The following is a 17,567-nucleotide window of genomic DNA, read 5'->3' on the forward strand; positions in this document are numbered from 1 at the left end:
CGGGGCGGGCGTGCGTTCGAGCGCCGGCCGGCCGGCGATTCGAAGGGCGGCCCGAGGCCCACACGAGGGCTTGAGCCTCGGAAAGCTCCTCGAACGCCGCAAGGCAGCTCGAATCCCAAAAATCTACTCGAACCCCACAAACCGCCTTCAAGCTCACAAGGTGAGCTTGAAGCCCACGTGGGAGTCGGTGAAGCCGAGGTTGCGGTAGAAGCGGTGGGCGTTCTCCCGAGTGCTGTTGGAGGTGAGCTGCACCAGCGTCGCGCCGCGCTCGCGGGCACGTTCGATGGTCCAGTGCATCAGGATCGTGCCCAGGCCGCCGCCGCGCTCGGCGCTGTCGATGCGCACCGCCTCCACCAGGGCACGGGTCGTGCCGCGCTGGGACAGGCCCGGGATGATGGTCAACTGGAGGGTGCCGATCACCTTCCGTCCGCCGCTCGCCGCGTCCGGCCCGGTCATCACGACCAGTTCCTGGTTCGGATCGGCCACCAGGCGCTCGAAGGCCGCCAGGTACGGGGTCAGGTCCTCCTGCGAGTCCCGGCCCGAACCGAGCGTGTCGTCCACCAGAAGCCCTACGATCGCGGCGATGTCGTCCCGGCCCGCCGGCCGGATTTCGAAGTCGTTCATGGCGCCCAACGTAGAGGGCGTCGCCGGCGTCCGTTTCGTTGGTCCCGGGCGCGCGGGTGTGGGCAACCGGGACGGATGACTGGCGTCACCTTTGTACGGCCAGGGGAGTAGACGGGAATTCGGCCGCGCGCAGGATCCGTTGACAGGATTGAAGGCGGATGCTTGTCAAGCCACATGGCAAGCGGCCTAACGGGGAGGTTCCACGTGGATGCCGTGCACGAGTGGGTGGAGCGGCTGGGAGATCTACCGCCGCTGTACGCCTATGTCGTGATCGCTCTGGTCGCCGTGATCGAGACCGGGCTGCTCCTGGGCGTGTTCGCGCCCGCCGAACCGGTGCTCCTGCTGGGCGGACTGCTCACCTCCACGGGCCACCTGGCCCTGGTCCCGGTGTTGATCATCGCCACCTCCGCCGCGCTGGTCGGGGACACCCTGGGCTACCTCTCGGGCAGACACCGCAGCGAACGGATACGGACCGGGCGGCTGGGGCGCCGAGTGGGCGAGCCCCGGTGGGAACGGGCCGAGGAGATGTTCACCCGCGGGCGCGGCGCGGGCGGCGTGACCGTGATGCTGGGTCGCTGGGTCGCCTTCGCCCGGACCCTGCTGCCCCGTCTGGCCGGCGCGGCGGGCATGCCCTACCGACGCTTCGCGCCGTGGAACGCGGTCGGGATCCTGGTGTGGGTGCCGGGCTCGATCATGCTGGGCCGCCTCGCGGGCAGCGCGTACCCGTCGGCGGCGAGCGTCCCCGGTTGGATAGGCGCCGCGATCGTCGCGATCGGCATCGTCGCGGGCGTGGTCACCTACGTGCGGCGGCGTCGACGTCGCAAGGCCGAGGAGAACCGTTCCTCGGCGTTCGGGGACCCCGCGGCGGATGCGGCCGCGGGTTCTCGGCGTGATTTCGCGGGCGCCACGGCGGCGGTCCGGGAGGACAGCGCCGCCTGAGCGATCACCGTCGCGTGCCCCTGCGGCCGTGCGGCACGGCCCGCCCGAAGCGCGGGACGCGCCGCGACGGGGTGGGGCCGGCGAGTCCGGCCGCCTCGTCGCCGGCGTCCCACACGGCGTCGGCCGTCGTCGATTCGGGCCGGTTCAGCCGCGCAGTGCCGCGTCGCCGTGCTTGGCCACGTGTTCGTCCAGAGCGGCGAGCGCCCGGGTGACCTCCTCGTGCGAGCCGCCGCTGCGCTGCTCCTTCCAGTAGGCGGTGCCCAACTGCTTGAGCAGGGTGCCCGCCTCCCGGCCCACCTGGACCTCCTCGACCTTGTGCTTGCCGGTGTTCATGGTGTCTTCGGCCATCTTCTTGGCCTTGTCGAGGAAGCCGCTCATCGCGCCGTTCTCCGTTCCCATTCCGGACGGACATCGCTGCCGTACCGGGATCCACTGCCGTATCGAGACCTCGGCCGCGAGGTCGGGCCCTGCCGACCCGCCTCGCGCCGCCGAAATCCTTCGATGGTCGATCAACGAATGACACGGATACGAAGATCCCGAACGGAAGTGCACCGGTTCGCCGACGCATTTCACTCGTTCGGCGCTGCCAACGCCCGTTCGACCGCCGCCATCACGCCCTGCCAGTGGGTGCGCTGCCGGGCCCGCTCCCCGGCGTCGGACAACCACTCCTGGTGGAACCGCAGGACCGTCCGTCCCGGCCCGCTCGCGCTCATCGCGACCTGCACGGTCGTGTCGTGATCCCAGTCCGGCACCCGGCTCGTCACCCGGATCCGGTCCGTCTCGCGCCACCCGCGCACCTCGCCGGTGCTGCCGTCGGCGGTGCGGTACGGCGCGCCCCGGGTCGGGGTCAGGTCCACGTCCTCGCCCAGCCACAGGGCCAGGCCGGCGGCGGAGGTGATCAACTCCCACACCTGCTCGACGGGATACGGGAGTGTCTTGGACACGCCGATTTGATAGCCCGCGTCCTGCGTTCGGCCGGTGGTGTCGCTCATGGTCCAAGCCTTTCCGGTGACGTGCCCGCGTCGCTCGGTCTCTGCCGATACCTGTCAACAACGGTCAGGTATGCGCAACACTGGTGATCATGCGCGCGAGCCGACTGCTGACCATCCTGATGACGTTGCAAACCAGGGGGCTGGTCACCGCGACCGAACTGGCCGAGCAGTTGGAGGTGTCGGTCCGCACCGTCTACCGCGATGTGGAGGCGCTCGGCGCGGCGGGTGTGCCGGTGTACGCCGAGCGTGGGTCGGCCGGCGGATATCGGTTGCTGGAGGGTTTTCGCACGCGGATCAACGGCCTCACCCACGACGAGGCGGACGCGCTCTTCCTGGCCGGCCTGCCGGGGCCCGCGGCCGAGTTGGGGCTGGGCGCGGTGGTGGCGTCCGCGCAGCTCAAGCTGCAGGCGGGGCTGCCCGCGGAGCTTCGCGGGCGAGTGAACCGAGCGCAACTGCGCTTCCATCTGGACACGCCGGGTTGGTATCGCGAGGCGGACCGCTCGCCCGATCTGGCCCGGATCGCCGCCGCGGTGTGGACCGACCGACGGATCCGGGTGCACTACCGGCGCTGGCGGGGCGAGGTGACCCGCGAACTGGAGCCGTACGGGCTCGTGCTCAAGGCGGGCGCGTGGTACCTGGTGGCCCGCACGGTGCAGGCGGGCGAGCATCGCGATCGTACGTACCGGGTGGTGCGGATCGAGGAACTGGAGGTGCTCGACGAAGTGTTCGAGCGTGACCCGGACTTCGACCTGCCCACCTATTGGCAGGACTGGTCTCGGGACTTCGTCGAACAACTGCGGGCGATCCGCGCGGACGTGCTGATCAACCCGGATGTGTACGCGTGGGTACGCGACCTGTTCGGGGCGTACGTGGCGGACACCGTGGAGGCGAGCGCGGGGGAGCCGCTGCCGGACGGCCGGGTCCGGGCCGACCTGCCGATCGAGTCGATCGAGGTGGCGGTGGCGGAACTGCTGCAACTCGGTCCGAACGTCGAGGTCCTGGGCCCGCCCGAACTGCGCGCGGCACTGGCCGACGCCGCGCGGGCGACGGCGGCGCGATACGCCTGAGCGCCCGCGCGGCCGTCGCCCCGAAACGGTCGGCCGACTACGCGCCGGCGCGGCGGAACACGCGTACGCCCAGCACCAGCGACACCGCGGCCAATCCGAGCGCGGTCAGCACGCCCATGCCCACCGTGCCGCCGTAGTCGCCCACGAACGCGGAGCGCACCGCCTGCACCTGGTAGCGCAGCGGGTTGGCCCGGGAGATGCCGTCCAGCCAGCCCGGGGCCAGCGACATCGGCAGCAGGATGCCGGACAGCAACATCACCGGCAGGTTCACCGAGTTCACCACCGGGGCGAACTCCTGCGGGCTGTCCACCCGCATCGCCAGCGCGTAGGACAGCGACGCGAGCGAGGCGGTCATCAACGCGACGAAACCGAACGCGATCAACACGCCGAGCAGCGGCGCGCGCAGCCCGAACGCCACGCCGACCACGACCAGCACCACCGACTGGACGAGCATCTGGACGATGTCCTTGAGCACGCGCCCCAGCAGCAGCGCGAGTCGGCTCACGGGCGTGACCCGCATGCGCTCGACCACGCCGTACTGCTTCTCGATCAGGATCCCGAAGCCCGCGAACGCCGCGCTGAACAGCCCGAGCTGGACCAGCAGGCCGGGCACCAGGGTCTGCCAGGAGTCGCCCTCGCCGCCGAGCGGGACGTCGCGCAGGAGCGGGCCGAACAGGATCAGGAACAGCAGCGGCTGGACGATCCCGAAGATCAGGCCGATCCTGGCCGACACGGTCTGGCGCAGGTAGCGGCCGAAGATCAGCAGCGTGTCCGACACGAAGGCCGCGGCCGCGGCCGGCTCCGGTCGCCCCGGTGTTGTGGTCGCGGCGTCGCGGGCCGCCGGCGGCGACGCCGCGGCCGGGGTCGGCGGTGGGGTGGGCGTCGACGGTGTGGATGGCATGGACATGGCTACCTCTGCCGGGTCAGACGGCGATCGGAGTCTCGTTCGGCTCGGGGGTGCGCCGACCGGTGATGGCGATGAACGCGTCCTGGAGCGAGGAGTCGGGGGAACCCGTGTACTCGGTCTTGAGCGCGTGCGCCGTGCCCTGGGCGACGACGAGGCCGCGGTCGACCACCACGAGCCGGTCCGCGAGCGCGTCGGCCTCGTCCAGGTAATGCGTGGTCAGGAACACCGTGGTGCCCCATTCGTCGCGGATCCGACGGACCAGATCCCACAGGTCGACGCGGCTGCCCGGATCCAGGCCCGTGGTGGGCTCGTCCAGGAAGAGCACGTCGGGGTGGTGCACCAGGCCCATCGCGATGTCGAGTCGGCGGCGTTGTCCGCCGGAGAGTGCGGCGCACGGGCGGTCGAGCAGGTCGGACAGATCCAGGTCGGCGGCCAACTCGGTGGTGCGGGCCCGGGCCTGCGCCTGGTCCAGCCGGTACAGCCGGGCCTGGGTGGTCAGTTCCTCGCGTACCGACACGGCGGGGTCGACGCCGCCGGACTGGGCGACGTAGCCGATCCGCCTGCGTACGCCCGCCGGGTCGCGCAGCAGGTCGTGGCCGGCCACGGTGGCGCTGCCGCCGGTGGGGGCCAGCAGGGTGGTGAGCATGCGCAGGGTGGTGGTCTTGCCGGCGCCGTTGGGACCCAGGAAGCCCAGGATCTCGCCTGCCGGGACGGTCAGGTCGATGCCGCGGACGGCCTCGACGGTGCCGCGCTTGGTCGTGAAGGTCCGGGCGAGCCCGGTGGTGTGGATGACCGGTGTCATGCGACTACCGAAACATAGTCATTTAAATTTTGCAACGACCCCAAAATTAAAATGACCCCATGAAGGCTAGGATGGATGCATGACGGACTCGGAACCCGCCGAAGGGCTGCGCGAGCGCAAGAAGCGGCGCACCCGCACGCACATCTCGGACGTCGCGACCGGTCTGTTCCTGGAACGCGGGTTCGACGCGGTGACCGTCGCCCAGATCGCCGACGCGGCCGAGGTGTCCGTGAACACCGTCTACAACTACTTCCCGGCCAAGGAAGACCTGTTCTTCGACCGCGAGTCCGAGGTCGTCGACCGGGCGGCCCGGATCGTGCGCGAGCGGGCGGTGGGCCAGTCCGCGGCCCGCGCGGTGCTGGACGCGCTGCGCCGGGACGTCGAGGATCGCTCGCCGTACGTGGGCCTGGTCGAGGGCTACGAGCGCTTCATGAACGTCATGCAGGGGTCGCCGGCGCTGATGGCCCGGCTGTGGCGGATGCAGCAACTGGGCGCGGACGTGCTCGGCGCCACGCTCGCCGAAGAGGCGGGCGCGGAACCGGGGGACCCGGTGCCGACCCTGATCGCCGGGCAACTCGCCGGCATCCAGCAGGCCGTCTTCCGCGGCATCGGCAGGCAAATCGCGGCCGGCGTCGGGGTGGACGCGACGGCCGCGCACGCGCTCGCGCAACTCGACGCGGTCGAATCGTTGTTGAGCGCCGAGGTGTGGGACTACGCGGTCCGCACCCGGCGGTGACCCGGACCCGCGGCGGGGTGTGCCGGCGACGGGGTCGGGGAGGAGCATGACATCGGCGGCGACGAGGCGATCGATCCGCGATGATCTGCGTGGTCGGCTCCGCCGGCTCGACGGATGCATGCTCGGCCGTCGGATCGTGACTCGATCGACGGTCGGTTGCCACAGCCGCCCCAGGCCAGACAACAGGAGAACCGTGTGACCTCACCAAATGCTTCCGACCGACGCGGACCGCTCGTGTACGTGGGTGCGTACACCCCCGACATGGAGGGGCACGGCAGCGGCATCACGGTGTGCCGACAGGACCCGGCGACCGGGCTGCTCGGCACGCCCTCCGCGGTGATCCCGGCGATCTCGCCCTCGTACGTGGCCCGGCACCCCTCGGGTCGTTTCCTCTACGCGGTCAGCGAGCGGGGCGGCGAGGGCGCGGTCGGCGCCTACTCGGTGCAGGACGAACGGCTGGTGCCGTTGGGCGAGGTGTCCACGCTCGGCGCGGGACCGTGTCACCTCGCGGCCGAACCCACCGGGCGATTCGTGGTGGTGGCCAATTACGGCGGCGGCAGCGTCACCGTGCACCCGATCGCCGACGACGGCACGCTCGGCGAGGCGGCGACGCACGTGCGGTTGACCGGGTCCGGCCCGGTGAAGGACCGCCAGGCGTCCTCGCACGCCCACCAGGTGACGTTCGCGGCCGGCGGCGAGTGGCTCGTGGTGTGCGACCTGGGCTCGGACACCGTGTACCACCTGCGCTTCGACGCCGAGGCGGGCACGATCGCGGAGGGGCCGAAGGTGACACTGCCGCCGGGGACCGGGCCCCGACACATCGCCTACGGGCCGAACGATCTCGCCTGGCTCGCCGGGGAGTTGAACACGACGGTCACGCCGCTGCGCAGCGATCCGCGCACGGGGGCGCTCACGGTGGCGGGCAAGCCGTTCGTGCTCTCGGGCGGCGAGGGCGCGCCGTCGGGGATCGTCGCGGCGGCGGACGGGCGGTTCGTGTACGTGGCGAACCGGGGGCCGGACACGATCTCGGTGCTCGCGGTGGACGGCGCGGAGTTGGCGCTCGTCGAGGAGGTGCCGGGCGGCGGGGCCTGGCCTCGGGATCTGGCGTTGGTGGGCGACGTGTTGTACGTGGCGAATCAGCGCGGGGACACGGTCACCGGGTTCCGCTGCGATCCGGAGTCGGGGCGGCTGACGGCGTTGGGGGTCGCGCTTTCGACCGGGAGCCCGACGAGCATTCTGGTGTAGGGGGACGGGGTCCTCGGCGCCGGACGGGCGGGACGGCTCGTCCGGCGCTCGCCGGTGCGGCTGCGGGTGGCACGCAGCCGGGGCTTCGGGTGTTCTCGAACGGCGGCCGAGCTGGGGCCGATCGGGCCTGCGTCCACCCGCTTGCGCGTCGTGGCGGTGCGTACGCCCGGTGTGCGGAACGCGCTCAGCGGGCAGAGCGGGCAGGGTGACTCGGGCGCTGCGGGCCGATCGGTCGAGCAGCCCGATCGGCTGCCCGGCCGACGCCGGGTCATCCCGCCCGACCCCTGCGACGAAGGACGATCCCAACCATGAGCCCGACCCCCGTACCCGACATCACCCTGAACAACGGCACCACCATCCCGCAACTCGGCTTCGGGGTCTTCCAGGTCGAGAACGACAAGGCGACCACCGCCGTGGAGACCGCGCTGGAGGTGGGCTACCGCAGCATCGACACCGCCGCCGCCTACGGCAACGAGACGGGCGTCGGTCGCGCGCTGGCCGCCTCCGACGTGCCGCGGGCGGACCTGTTCGTGACGACCAAGTTGTGGAACAACGCCCAGGGCTACGACTCGACCCTGACCGCGTTCGACGAGAGCGTGGCCAAACTCGGCCTGGACTACGTGGACATGTACCTGATCCACTGGCCGACCCCGAACCGGGACCGCTACCTGGACACCTGGCGGGCGTTCGAGAAGCTGCTCGCGGACGGCCGGGTACGCACGATCGGCGTATCCAACTTCCAGCCCGACCACCTGACCCGACTGCTCGAACACACCGCCGTGGTGCCCGCGGTCAACCAGGTCGAACTGCACCCCTACCTCCAGCAGACCAAGGTGCGCGGGTACGACCGCGCGCACGCGATCGCGACCGAGGCGTGGAGCCCGCTGGGTCAGGGCGGCGACCTGCTGGCCGACCCGGTGATCGCCGAGGTGGCCCGCGCGCACGGCCGGACCGCCGCCCAGGTCGTACTGCGCTGGCACCTTCAGCTCGGCAACATCGTGATCCCCAAGTCGGTCACCCCGTCCCGAATCCGGGAGAACTTCGAGGTGTTCGACTTCGAACTGAGCTCCGCCGACCTGGACGCGATCCAGGCCCTGGACCGCGGCGGCCGGATGGGCCCGGACCCGGACACGCTCAACTAGGCCCGGTCCGGCGCGGGATCAGGGTCGGCGGCGGTCCGGCTCGATCAGGGCCGGGTGGGCGGGGTGGTCGTAGCGCACCAGCAGGTCGGCCTCGGTCGCGGGCGCGACCTCGTCCGCGTAGCGGGTCAGCGCCTCCAGCGTCCAGGCGTCCTCGGCCGGCGTACGCCTGCGCAGCGCGCCCGGGGACAACCACAGGTGCACGGTCAGTTCCAACGGCAGCCCCTTGCCGAGCAGGAGCGGCCCGTCCAGGAGCAGGACCCCGCCCTCGGGCAGGGTGGTGTACGCGGCGCGGGTGGCCCGATCCCGGGCGGCGTCCCACAGGCTGGGCAACACCCGGCCGGTGCCGTCCGGGCCGAGCGGTTCGAGCACCTCCCGGCGCAATCCGGCGTCGTCCAGCCAGCCCCACAGATACGACTCCGCGTCGGTGTGCCCGTACTCCAGGCGCACCGACGCGGGGCGCAGGAAGTCGCGCGCCGCCACCCGCAACACCGGATGTCCCAGCAGGCGCAGCGGCGCGACCAGCGTGTCGGCGACGGCGCCGGGTTCGGCCGCGTCCGCGCCGTCCACGGCGACCCGGGTCCATCGGCGGTCGCCCGCGCGGTCGGTGATCGCCGCGACGAGTTCGTCCACCAGGGCGGCCGGGGTGAGCGGTCGGGCGTTCACCATCGGCGCGCCGGGCGGGGGGCGTCGGGTTCGATCATGGCTACATTCTGGGCCGACCCGGGTGCGCGCGTTCAGTCGCCCCGCGGATCGCGCTCCAGGGTCGCGTCCACGGTGATCCAGTCCGGCGGCATGTACGGCGGCGTCTTCCAGAAGATGTCCAGTCGCACGATCAGGCCCTCGTCGTTCAGTTCGAGGTAGTTCGCGAAGCGCATCACCAGGAGGTCGTCCGTCGGCGTCGGCCGGATCGACTCGACCGCCTCGTTGAACGCGTATCGGCCGTCCTCGCTGAGGAAGGTGAACCGCGAGCGCAGTTCGTGCTGCGCCATCCGACCGGTGACGGTGGAAACGAAGCGCAGGTACGCCTCCTTGCCCTCGCAGGTGTCCTCGGCGTTGTCCCGCATGCCGACGCGCACGAAGTCGTCGGCGAGGGTGGACGCCACCAGGTCCCAGTCGTGGGTGTCCACGCCCCGCCAGAAGTTCTCGACGGTACGCCTGCGTTCCTCGAGGTCCGTGGATGTCCCGGCCGGGTCCTTCGATGTCTGGGTCATGGGCGGACGGTAGTGCGGTCGGCGGCCGAGATCCAGAGGTATCTGACGGTGCGTCAGGGAAACTCGGCGGCCGACGCGGGGTGGCGGATCGCCCTAGAAGTCGGGCAGCGGCGGCATCTGCGGTGCCGTCACGTGCGGCGGCGGGACCTCGACGAAGCCGCCGGAGACGCCCTGGTGGATGCCCAGCACGGCAGGCCGCAGTTCCTTGATCACGTCGTCCTCGTTGATCTGCCCGACCTGGCGGGTTTCGCTGGTCAGGGTGTCCGCGCGGCCGTCGGCGAGCGCGGGCCCGGTGGCGGCCAGGGCGAGCAGGGCGCCGCCGGCCGCGGCGGCGAGCAGGGTGGTGATGCGCATCGGAACTCCGTTCGTCGGTCCCGTACGGGGTGTCCGTGCGGGCGGTCCGTAGGGGACCAGCGAACGGAATCCGCTGCGCCGAGTGGGGGAATCTCACTCGGACGAGGGCGTGTCGCGCGACGCGCCCCGCTCGATCACTCCCGCAGCGGCCGCACCAGGCCCGCCGCGAGCACCCCGGCGGACAACGCCCGCGCGTCGTCGGAGCGCGCGTGCACATCCGCCGCGGTGTCCGCCAGCTTGATCACGTGCTCGTCGCCGTGCGCGCACGCGCTCTCCATCGCGGCCGCGGCATCGGCCGCCGGAGCGGGCGGCTCCGGCCCGTCCTCGGGCGCCATGTACACCGCGAAGACCGCGCTGCTCGTGGCCCACGCGGCCGTGTACGAGGGGATCCACAACTCGGTCGGCAGCGCGGGCAACACCCGCAGCACCGCGTTGGGGGCGGTCACGCCGTGCACGTTCATCACGGCGTTGCCGTGTCCGCGACGCAGATAGCGCAGGGTGGCCGCGTGCACCGTGTCCGCCAGCAGCGATTGCGCCTCCTCGGGGGTGTCGGCCCGTGCGCACCGACAGGGTCGCGGTGAGCCAGCGGTCCCAGCCGGCCAGGGAGTCGAGCCGCCGGTTGATGTGGCCCTTCTCGCCGGCGGGCAGCGGCGGCACCGCGTCCAGGGCGTCGAACGGCGTGCGGCCCCCCGCGAGCCGAGGCAGTTCGGGCAGGGCCTGGTTGCTGGAGGCGAAGTACGCCATCGCGTGTGCGAACTCGGCGAGCCGGACCGGGCTCTCGCCCGCCTCCAGCAGCGCGCGGACCGCGTGTCCGACCCGGATCACGCCGTGCGTGGCGCCGCCGGGCAGGCCCGGGAGCAGGCGCGGCCACCACAACGCGAGCACCTCGCGCCACGGTTGTTCGGCGATCTCGTCGGTGAACAGCGCGATCCAGTCCCCGTCGCGGGCGCGGTCGCCCAGCGCCTCGCGCCACCCGTCCCGGGCGATGCGCTCGGTCGGGCGGGCCACCGGTTCGAGCCGGGTGGTGTAAACGTCCAACCAAGCGGGCACGGCTTCCCACTGGCCCGAGTGCACGAGCGCCTCGACGGCCATCGGTCCGTGATTGGACAACTTGTCGTCGAACTCGGAACCGGTGCGATGTAGACGTTCGAACGCTTCGTCCAAGGTTTCGGCGGCTTGCTGATGCACCGTCAACTCCTTTGTCTGCTTCGAGTGGACCGGGGGACTCCGGTTAGGACAGTTAAGTCTTGCCTAACTTGCCCGGTCTCCGGTGAGAAGCATAGGGTCGAGCACGTCACCGCAACCACTGCGCAGGAGGAACTCCCGTGGCCGACACGGTCTACACGCTCCCCGACCTCACCTACGACTACGCCGCCCTGGAGCCGCACATCAGCGGCGCGATCATGGAGCTGCACCACGACAAGCACCACGCGGCGTATGTGACCGGTGCCAACACCGCCCTGGAGCAGATCGCGGACGCCCGCGACAAGGAGGCCTACGGCACCATCTCCAAGCTGGAGAAGGACCTGGCCTTCCACGTCTCGGGTCACGTGCTGCACAGCCTGTTCTGGACCAACCTCGGCCCGACCGGCAACGGCGAGCCCACCGGTGACCTCGCCGAGCAGATCGGCGTCGACTTCGGCGGCTTCGAGCAGTTCCGCGCGCACATGACGCAGACCGCGATGACCGTGCAGGGCTCGGGCTGGTCCGTCGCCGCGTGGGAGCCGCTCTCGCAGCGCATCGTGGTCACCCAGGTCTACGACCACCAGGGCAACATCCCGCAGGGCACCGTGCCGCTGCTGGCGATCGACGCGTGGGAGCACGCCTTCTACCTCCAGTACAAGAACGTCAAGGCGGACTTCTTCAAGGCCGTGTGGAACGTCTTCAACTGGGACGACGTCGCCGCCCGCCTCTCGGCCGCCAAGGGCGCCTGAGGAACGGCGTTCGGTCCGGGGCCGCGCGGGATGCCTCCCGTGCGGCCCTGTCCGACGTCGGCGGGCCCGCGGCGTCGGCGCACGCGCACCGGCGCGCACGCACACGCACTCGGGAGACTCGGGGTGGACGAGAGGAGCGAGCGGTGACCGAGCAGGACGCGTTCGCACTGTTGCCCGAGACCCGGCGCGAGATATTGCGGCACCTCAAGGGCGCGGGCGAACTGCGGGCGGAAGAGTTGGCCGACGCGGTCGGGATGACCGCGAGCGGCATGCGGCAACAATTGGCCGGACTGGTCGCCGAGGGCTATGTGACCCATCGGCAGGCCCGACTCGGGCCGGGCCGGCCCAAGCACGTGTATCGGCTGACCGCGGCCGGGGAGAACCTCTTCCCCCGGCGCTACGGCGACCTGGTCGGCGACCTGCTGGAGACCGCGCAGGCCGAGGAACCCGGTTTCGTGGACCGGTTGTTCGACCGTCGGCGCGAGCGGCGGCTGGAACGGGCCCGGGCCCGGACCACCGCGCCGGAGCTGGCCGATCGGGTGGCCGCGATAGCCGCGATCCTGGACGAGGACGGCTACCTGGCCGCCGCGCAACCGTTGGCCGACGGCGGCGGGTGGTTGATCGTCGAGCAGAACTGCGCGATCTTCGACGTGGCGATCCGGTGCGGGACCGCGTGCTCCTCGGAACTGGCCTTCCTGCGGGAGGCGTTGCCGGATACCGAGGTGCGGCGGGTCAGCCATATGGTGGCGGGGGCGCCGCATTGCGCTTATGAGATTCGGCCGGTGGTTGGCGGTTCCGGTGAGTCCGGTGAGTCCGGTGCTTCCGGTGCTTCCGGTGGTTCCCGTGGTCTCGCCGAGTCCGGTAAGTCCGCCGAGTCCGCCGAGTCCGCCGAGTCCGCCGAGTCCGGTGGGTCCGCTGAACCCGGTGAGTCGGGTGCGCCGGGTGAGGCCGGTGGTTAGGCGTGTTCCGCGAGATGGTTGGGCGTGTTCCGCGAGGATGGCTGGGCTTCCGCGAGTTGTTCGCGTAGGGCGGGTTTGCTGACCTTGCCGGTGCCGGTGACCGGGAGGGCGTCGGTGAACACGACGCGGCGCGGGACCTTGAAGCCGGCCAGGTGCGCGCGGCACAGGGTGACGAGGGCGTCCGGGTCGACGGGGCGATCCGGGGTCGGGACGACCACCGCGACCACCCGTTCGCCCCACCGGGTGTCCGGTTCGCCGACCACCGCGACGTCGCGGACGTCCGGATGGGTGCGCAAGACCGCCTCCACCTCGCGGGCGCTGACGTTCTCGCCGCCGGTGATGATCACGTCCTTCTTGCGATCGAGGACGTACAGGTAGCCGTCGGCATCGAACCGGCCCAGATCGCCGGTGCGGAACCAGCCGGACGCGAACTCGCCGGTGTCCACCTGCCAGTAGCCGTCCGCGACCTGCTCGGAGCGCACCGAGATCTCGCCGGTGGCGCCGGTCGGCAGCGGCCGGCCCGCGTCGTCGACGATGCGGATCTCGACGCCCGGCCCGGGCCGACCGGCCGCCGCGTACAACTCGGGGCGGTGGTCGGCGGCGCTCAGGAACACCGCGTTGCCGGAGAGTTCGGTCATGCCGTAGCCCTGGCCCAGGGCGCAGCCGAGCATCCGGTCGACTCGGCGGATCAGCTCGGGCGTGATCGGCGAGGCGCCGTAGCTGATCGAGCGGATTCGCTCGCGCAACCCGTCGCCCTCGTGCACGTGATCGAGCAGCGCATCGATCATGGTCGGCGCGAGGGAGAGGTTGGTGACGTCGAACTCGCGGATCACCTGCGCCAGTTCGGCCGGTTCGTAGCGATGCAGTACGACCACCGGGCGGCGCATCAGATGGTGGGCCGGCACCTGGTAGCCGGCCACGTGCGCGAGCGGGAACGGGGTCAGTACGACGGCGTCCGGGTCGACCGGGCGGCAGGCGAGCGAGGTGCGCATCGAGGCGGTCAGGCTGCGATGGGTGAGCCGGACGCCCTTGGGCCGGCCGGTGGTGCCCGACGTGAACAGCAGCCAGGTCAGCGCGGTTTCGTCGGTGGCCGGGGTGAACTCGGGCTCGCCATGGGCGGATTCGGTGACGGCCTCGCCCAACTCCAGGCTCGGGCCCCCGGTCCAGCCGAGCCGGGCCATCGGTTCGGCGTCGCCGAGCAGCAGTTCGGCGCCCGAGCGGGCCAACTGATCGGCCCACTCGCGCGGGTGCAACCTGGGATTGAGCGGGACCAGCACCCGGCCGGCCCAGGGGACGCCGTAGTAGGCAGCGACGTACTCGGCCCGGTTGTGCGCGAGGATCCCCACCCGGGCTCCGGGGGAGGTCCGGCGCGCGACGGTGGCGGCGAGCGCGCGGGAGTGGGCGGCCAGCTCGGCGAAGGTCCAGACGGTGTGTTGGGCCGCCGGCTGCGGGGCGGCGGGGTGCCGGGTCGCAGGGTGCCGGGCTGCGGTGTGCTCCGTGTGCTCGGTGTGCCCCGTGTGCGTGCGTGGGGTGTGGGTGGGGACGATCAGGGCGGTGCGGTCGGGTACCTCCCGAGCCGCGTCGACCAGGATCTCGTGCAGCAGCATCGGGCAGGCCTCCCTCGTTCTCGCGGGACGTTATCGCAGGTGCCCGGACGGGGCTCGAAGGGGTGACGTTGTCGTGCGTTCGCCCGGGAGGACGCCGGGGTGGGCCTCGGCTGTTTGCTTGGGGGGTGCTTGGGCGGCTTCTGGTTGTGTGGTCGGGGGTGCTTGGGCGGGCTCTGGCTGTGTGGTCGGGGGGGTGTTTAGGCGGGCTCTGGCTGTTTGTTCCAGGGGTGCCCGGGTGGGCCTGGTGGTTTGCTCGGGAGGCATTCGGGCGGGCTTGGTTGCTTGCTCGGGAGGCATTCGGGCGGGCTTGGTTGCTTGCTCGGGGGGGGCTTGGGCCGGCCTGGTTTGCCGTCGGGTGGGTGGAAAGGCGGATGCCGGGGTGGGCGGGGGTGGGGGAGGATCGGCAGGGTTCGGCCGCGTTCGGCGCGGTCGCCGTCGATCCGGAGGGCACGCTCGATGAGCAGTACGAACCAGGCCGCCAATGCCGATCGCTTCGCGGAGTTTTGTGCCCTGCATCGGGCCGGGGCGCCACTGGTGTTGCCCAACGCGTGGGACCACGCCTCGGCGGCGGCGCTGGTCGAGCGCGGATTCGCGGCGATCGGGACGACGAGCCTGGGGGTCGCGATCGCGGCGGGCAAGCCGGACGGAGTCGGCGGGACGCGCGAGGAGACGGTACGGCTCGGGATCGGCATCGCGCGGCTGCCGGTTCCGGTCAGCGTCGACATCGAGGGCGGCTTCGCCGAGCGCCCGGAGGAGGTTGCGGCGTTGGGCGCCGAGTTGGTGCGGGCGGGGGTGGCCGGCGTCAACCTGGAGGACGGGCGGGCCGACGGGACGCTGACCGACGCGGGGCGCCAGGTCGCGGTGATCGCCGCGCTCAAGGAGGCGGCGCCGACGTTGTTCGTCAACGCGCGCACGGACACCTACTGGGTGGGCGGCCCGAGTGCCTCGCTCGACGAGACGGTGCGGCGGATTCGGGCCTACCGGGCGGCGGGCGCGGACGGCGTGTTCGTGCCGGGCGTCGGGGACGAGGCCGCGATCGAGACCTTGGTGGGCGCCACCGACGCGCCGCTGAACATCCTGTACAGCCCCACCGGCCCGCCCCGGACCCGGCTCGCGGAGTTGGGCGTGCGGCGGATCAGTACGGGGTCGTTGTTGTTCCGGGTCGCGGTGCGGAGTGCGGTGGACCTTGCGTGGGCGATCGCGTGCGACGAGGAGGCGGGAGCGGCCGGGGCGCCGACGTATGCGCAGGCGCAGGCGATGTCGGAGGCTTATCGGGCCGACTGAGGGGCGGGCGGGGAGGGGTTGCTCGGCGCCCGGGTCGGTGGGGTCATACTGCTGGTCGGCGGGTCGGGAACGGTCTCGCCCGACTCCGGCAGGCCCGCCCGATCGTGAAAGACCTGATCTCGATGACGCTGCACGTTCCGCCGACCACCACCCCGGATTTCCAGGAATTCTGGCAGGAACGGCACCTGTGTCTGCTGGTCACCCACCGGCCCGACGGCACGCCGCACCTGGTGCCCGTCGGCGCCACATACGACCACGTGACGGGGATCGCCCGGGTCATCTCGCACGGTGCCAGCAAGAAGGTCCGGAACGTGCTGGCGGCCGGTACGGGGGCCCGCGTCGCGGTCTCCCAGGTGGCCGGGAGGCGCTGGTCCACGCTGGAAGGCATCGCGACGATCAACGGCGACCCGGCGGCCGTCGCCGACGCGGTTCGGCGCTATACCGAGCGCTATCGGGAGCCGAGGGTGAACCCGGAGCGGGTGGTGATCGAGATCGCGGTGACGCGGCGACTGGGGACGGTCTAGGGGGCGACGAGGTCGGGGCGGTCAGGCGTCGGGGCGTAGCCTGCCGGGAAGTGTCGGCACACCGATCCGAACGGGGATGCACAGATGACCCAGGTCGCCGTGGTTACCTTCGACGGCTTCAACGAACTCGACAGCTTCGTGGCGGCGGCCATCGTCAACCGCTGCCGCAAGGACGGCCTGACCGCGTACATCACGACGCCTGCCCCGACCGTCACGTCGATGAACGGCGTCGAGGTCACCGGGCAACGCGGCTTCGACTTCATCCCGGAAGCCGACGTCGTGCTGATCGGCAGCGGCATCAGGACCCGCGACGTCGTCGCCGACGACGGACTCCTCGCGGCGCTGCCCCTCGACCCCACGCGCCAACTCATCGGCTCACAATGCTCGGGCGCATTGGTCCTGGCCCGACTCGGCCTGCTGACCGGCCTGCCGGCCTGCACCGACGAGAACTCCCGCCCGTGGGTCGAGGCGGCCGGAGTCGAGGTCCTGGACGCCCCGTTCCACGCGTCCGGCAACATCGCCACAGCCGGCGGCTGCCTGGCCTCCCAATACCTGGCCGCCTGGACCATCACCCGCACCCTCGGCGAAGCAAAGGCCCGCGCCGCGATCGACTACGTGGCACCGGTCGGCGAAAAAGCCGCCACGGTCGACCATGTCTTCACCGTCCTTCACACGGCGACTCTGCTCCCTATGGCCTGAGCCCGGCTCCCTGGTCTCCGCTTCCCGCTTCCCGATGCCCGTTTCCGATTCCGTTTCCGATCCCCCGCGCGCCCGGCGCCGACCAGACGACCGAACACCGCTTCCTGGGCCGTGACCGAGGGCGCCCGGTTCGAAGCGTGGACTGCGTTGATTTCCCGGCTGGGCATCGCCGTTGCACCTGTGCCCGCCCTGGCCGTCCCGCGCGCGGGACGGCGCGCGGCGTCGGTCGCGCGGGCACTGCGCTTTGGCCGCCTGCCGGCCTGCCGGTCGCGCCGCCAGGCTGCGGTTTGGGGCTGGGACGCCTTTGGTGCCGTGCCGTGCCGTGCCGTGCCTTGCCTTGCCTTGCCTTGCCCTGCCGTGCGGTGGAGCGGGAGGGCGGTGTGGTCGGGTCCGTTGGGGGCTTTCCCGGGTGGGTCGGGTGCTCGCCGCCTGCGGTGCATCTTGGTTGGGTTGGGCGCGGGTGGCTCAGTGCTAAACGGTCGGCGTGGGCTGGTGGAGGTGGGCCCGGTCCCACGGTCACCGGCGGTCAGGAGCCCTGGGT

The 17,567-nt window shown here is 71.6% G+C and carries 20 protein-coding genes and 1 pseudogene; 10 read left to right on the top strand and 11 right to left on the bottom strand.

Annotated elements, in window-relative coordinates:
* Positions 1 to 153 precede the first annotated feature (153 nt).
* Positions 154 to 624, bottom strand: coding sequence for a GNAT family N-acetyltransferase (locus ACFXMF_RS24500; RefSeq protein WP_360318619.1), 471 nt, complete (start codon positions 622 to 624; stop codon positions 154 to 156).
* Between the two features lie 204 nt (positions 625 to 828).
* Between ACFXMF_RS24500 and ACFXMF_RS24505 the strand changes: the two genes are divergently transcribed.
* The gene (locus ACFXMF_RS24505; RefSeq protein WP_360318621.1) at positions 829 to 1,563 is read left to right on the top strand and encodes a DedA family protein; all 735 of its coding nucleotides are present in this window, start codon (positions 829 to 831) and stop codon (positions 1,561 to 1,563) included.
* 144 nt (positions 1,564 to 1,707) lie between these two features.
* On the opposite strand, the gene ACFXMF_RS24510 is transcribed toward ACFXMF_RS24505, so the two are convergent.
* Both ACFXMF_RS24510 and ACFXMF_RS24515 read right to left on the bottom strand, forming a co-directional pair.
* A complete protein-coding gene (locus ACFXMF_RS24510) occupies positions 1,708 to 1,941 on the bottom strand; it encodes a hypothetical protein (RefSeq protein ID WP_379988862.1) in 234 nt (77 codons plus the stop codon).
* Between the two features lie 191 nt (positions 1,942 to 2,132).
* A complete protein-coding gene (locus ACFXMF_RS24515) occupies positions 2,133 to 2,555 on the bottom strand; it encodes an SRPBCC domain-containing protein (protein WP_360318627.1) in 423 nt (140 codons plus the stop codon).
* A gap of 89 nt (positions 2,556 to 2,644) precedes the next feature.
* Here ACFXMF_RS24515 and ACFXMF_RS24520 point away from each other — a divergent pair, with 89 nt between their 5' ends.
* The gene (locus ACFXMF_RS24520) at positions 2,645 to 3,622 is read left to right on the top strand and encodes a helix-turn-helix transcriptional regulator (protein ID WP_379988861.1); all 978 of its coding nucleotides are present in this window, start codon (positions 2,645 to 2,647) and stop codon (positions 3,620 to 3,622) included.
* A gap of 37 nt (positions 3,623 to 3,659) precedes the next feature.
* Here ACFXMF_RS24520 and ACFXMF_RS24525 read toward each other — a convergent pair whose 3' ends face one another.
* Both ACFXMF_RS24525 and ACFXMF_RS24530 read right to left on the bottom strand, forming a co-directional pair.
* Positions 3,660 to 4,523, bottom strand: a complete 864-nt coding sequence (locus ACFXMF_RS24525; protein ID WP_360318633.1) for an ABC transporter permease — start codon at positions 4,521 to 4,523, stop codon at positions 3,660 to 3,662.
* A 22-nt stretch (positions 4,524 to 4,545) separates the two neighbouring features.
* Positions 4,546 to 5,331: an ABC transporter ATP-binding protein gene (locus ACFXMF_RS24530; protein WP_379988860.1), complete on the bottom strand. Its 786-nt coding sequence runs from the start codon at positions 5,329 to 5,331 to the stop codon at positions 4,546 to 4,548.
* 79 nt (positions 5,332 to 5,410) lie between these two features.
* On the opposite strand from ACFXMF_RS24530, the gene ACFXMF_RS24535 reads away from it, so the two are divergent.
* The 3 genes from ACFXMF_RS24535 to ACFXMF_RS24545 all read left to right on the top strand — a co-directional run bounded on the left by ACFXMF_RS24535 (position 5,411) and on the right by ACFXMF_RS24545 (position 8,454).
* Positions 5,411 to 6,067: a TetR/AcrR family transcriptional regulator gene (locus ACFXMF_RS24535; protein WP_379988859.1), complete on the top strand. Its 657-nt coding sequence runs from the start codon at positions 5,411 to 5,413 to the stop codon at positions 6,065 to 6,067.
* A 195-nt stretch (positions 6,068 to 6,262) separates the two neighbouring features.
* Positions 6,263 to 7,312 (top strand): lactonase family protein, encoded by a 1,050-nt coding sequence (locus ACFXMF_RS24540; RefSeq protein WP_360318641.1) that lies wholly within the window; start codon positions 6,263 to 6,265, stop codon positions 7,310 to 7,312.
* Positions 7,313 to 7,620: 308 nt separating this feature from the next.
* Entirely contained in the window at positions 7,621 to 8,454 is an 834-nt protein-coding gene (locus ACFXMF_RS24545; RefSeq protein WP_379988858.1) for an aldo/keto reductase, read from the top strand.
* A gap of 18 nt (positions 8,455 to 8,472) precedes the next feature.
* On the opposite strand, the gene ACFXMF_RS24550 is transcribed toward ACFXMF_RS24545, so the two are convergent.
* The 5 genes and pseudogenes from ACFXMF_RS24550 to ACFXMF_RS24570 all read right to left on the bottom strand — a co-directional run.
* A complete protein-coding gene (locus ACFXMF_RS24550) occupies positions 8,473 to 9,117 on the bottom strand; it encodes a uridine kinase (RefSeq protein ID WP_379988880.1) in 645 nt (214 codons plus the stop codon).
* Positions 9,118 to 9,188: 71 nt separating this feature from the next.
* Entirely contained in the window at positions 9,189 to 9,665 is a 477-nt protein-coding gene (locus tag ACFXMF_RS24555; protein ID WP_360318650.1) for a nuclear transport factor 2 family protein, read from the bottom strand.
* A 93-nt stretch (positions 9,666 to 9,758) separates the two neighbouring features.
* The gene (locus tag ACFXMF_RS24560) at positions 9,759 to 10,019 is read right to left on the bottom strand and encodes a hypothetical protein (RefSeq protein WP_360318653.1); all 261 of its coding nucleotides are present in this window, start codon (positions 10,017 to 10,019) and stop codon (positions 9,759 to 9,761) included.
* Between the two features lie 134 nt (positions 10,020 to 10,153).
* On the bottom strand, positions 10,154 to 10,531 hold the full coding sequence (locus ACFXMF_RS24565; protein WP_379988882.1) for a hypothetical protein: 378 nt from the start codon (positions 10,529 to 10,531) through the stop codon (positions 10,154 to 10,156).
* 349 nt (positions 10,532 to 10,880) lie between these two features.
* A pseudogene (locus ACFXMF_RS24570) lies at positions 10,881 to 11,111 on the bottom strand (hypothetical protein); the annotation flags it as partial.
* A gap of 233 nt (positions 11,112 to 11,344) precedes the next feature.
* Between ACFXMF_RS24570 and ACFXMF_RS24575 the strand changes: the two are divergent.
* Entirely contained in the window at positions 11,345 to 11,953 is a 609-nt protein-coding gene (locus tag ACFXMF_RS24575) for a superoxide dismutase (RefSeq protein ID WP_360318657.1), read from the top strand.
* 143 nt (positions 11,954 to 12,096) lie between these two features.
* Positions 12,097 to 12,912 carry a helix-turn-helix transcriptional regulator gene (locus ACFXMF_RS24580; protein ID WP_379988857.1) on the top strand — a complete coding sequence of 272 codons (816 nt, stop codon included), beginning with the start codon at positions 12,097 to 12,099 and terminating at the stop codon, positions 12,910 to 12,912.
* Here ACFXMF_RS24580 and ACFXMF_RS24585 read toward each other — a convergent pair.
* Complete coding sequence (locus ACFXMF_RS24585; RefSeq protein ID WP_379988856.1) at positions 12,909 to 14,519, bottom strand: class I adenylate-forming enzyme family protein; 1,611 nt, start codon at positions 14,517 to 14,519, stop codon at positions 12,909 to 12,911. The genes ACFXMF_RS24580 and ACFXMF_RS24585 overlap by 4 nt on opposite strands.
* Positions 14,520 to 14,975: 456 nt before the next feature.
* Here ACFXMF_RS24585 and ACFXMF_RS24590 point away from each other — a divergent pair, with 456 nt between their 5' ends.
* The 3 genes from ACFXMF_RS24590 to ACFXMF_RS24600 all read left to right on the top strand — a co-directional run bounded on the left by ACFXMF_RS24590 (position 14,976) and on the right by ACFXMF_RS24600 (position 17,026).
* Positions 14,976 to 15,803 (top strand): isocitrate lyase/phosphoenolpyruvate mutase family protein, encoded by an 828-nt coding sequence (locus ACFXMF_RS24590; protein WP_379988855.1) that lies wholly within the window; start codon positions 14,976 to 14,978, stop codon positions 15,801 to 15,803.
* Between the two features lie 122 nt (positions 15,804 to 15,925).
* Positions 15,926 to 16,327 (top strand): TIGR03618 family F420-dependent PPOX class oxidoreductase, encoded by a 402-nt coding sequence (locus ACFXMF_RS24595; protein ID WP_360318681.1) that lies wholly within the window; start codon positions 15,926 to 15,928, stop codon positions 16,325 to 16,327.
* Between the two features lie 84 nt (positions 16,328 to 16,411).
* Complete coding sequence (locus ACFXMF_RS24600; RefSeq protein ID WP_379988854.1) at positions 16,412 to 17,026, top strand: DJ-1/PfpI family protein; 615 nt, start codon at positions 16,412 to 16,414, stop codon at positions 17,024 to 17,026.
* Positions 17,027 to 17,567 lie beyond the last annotated feature (541 nt).

The sequence above is a fragment of the Embleya sp. NPDC059213 genome (genome assembly GCF_042754445.1).
GTDB lineage: Bacteria > Actinomycetota > Actinomycetes > Streptomycetales > Streptomycetaceae > Embleya.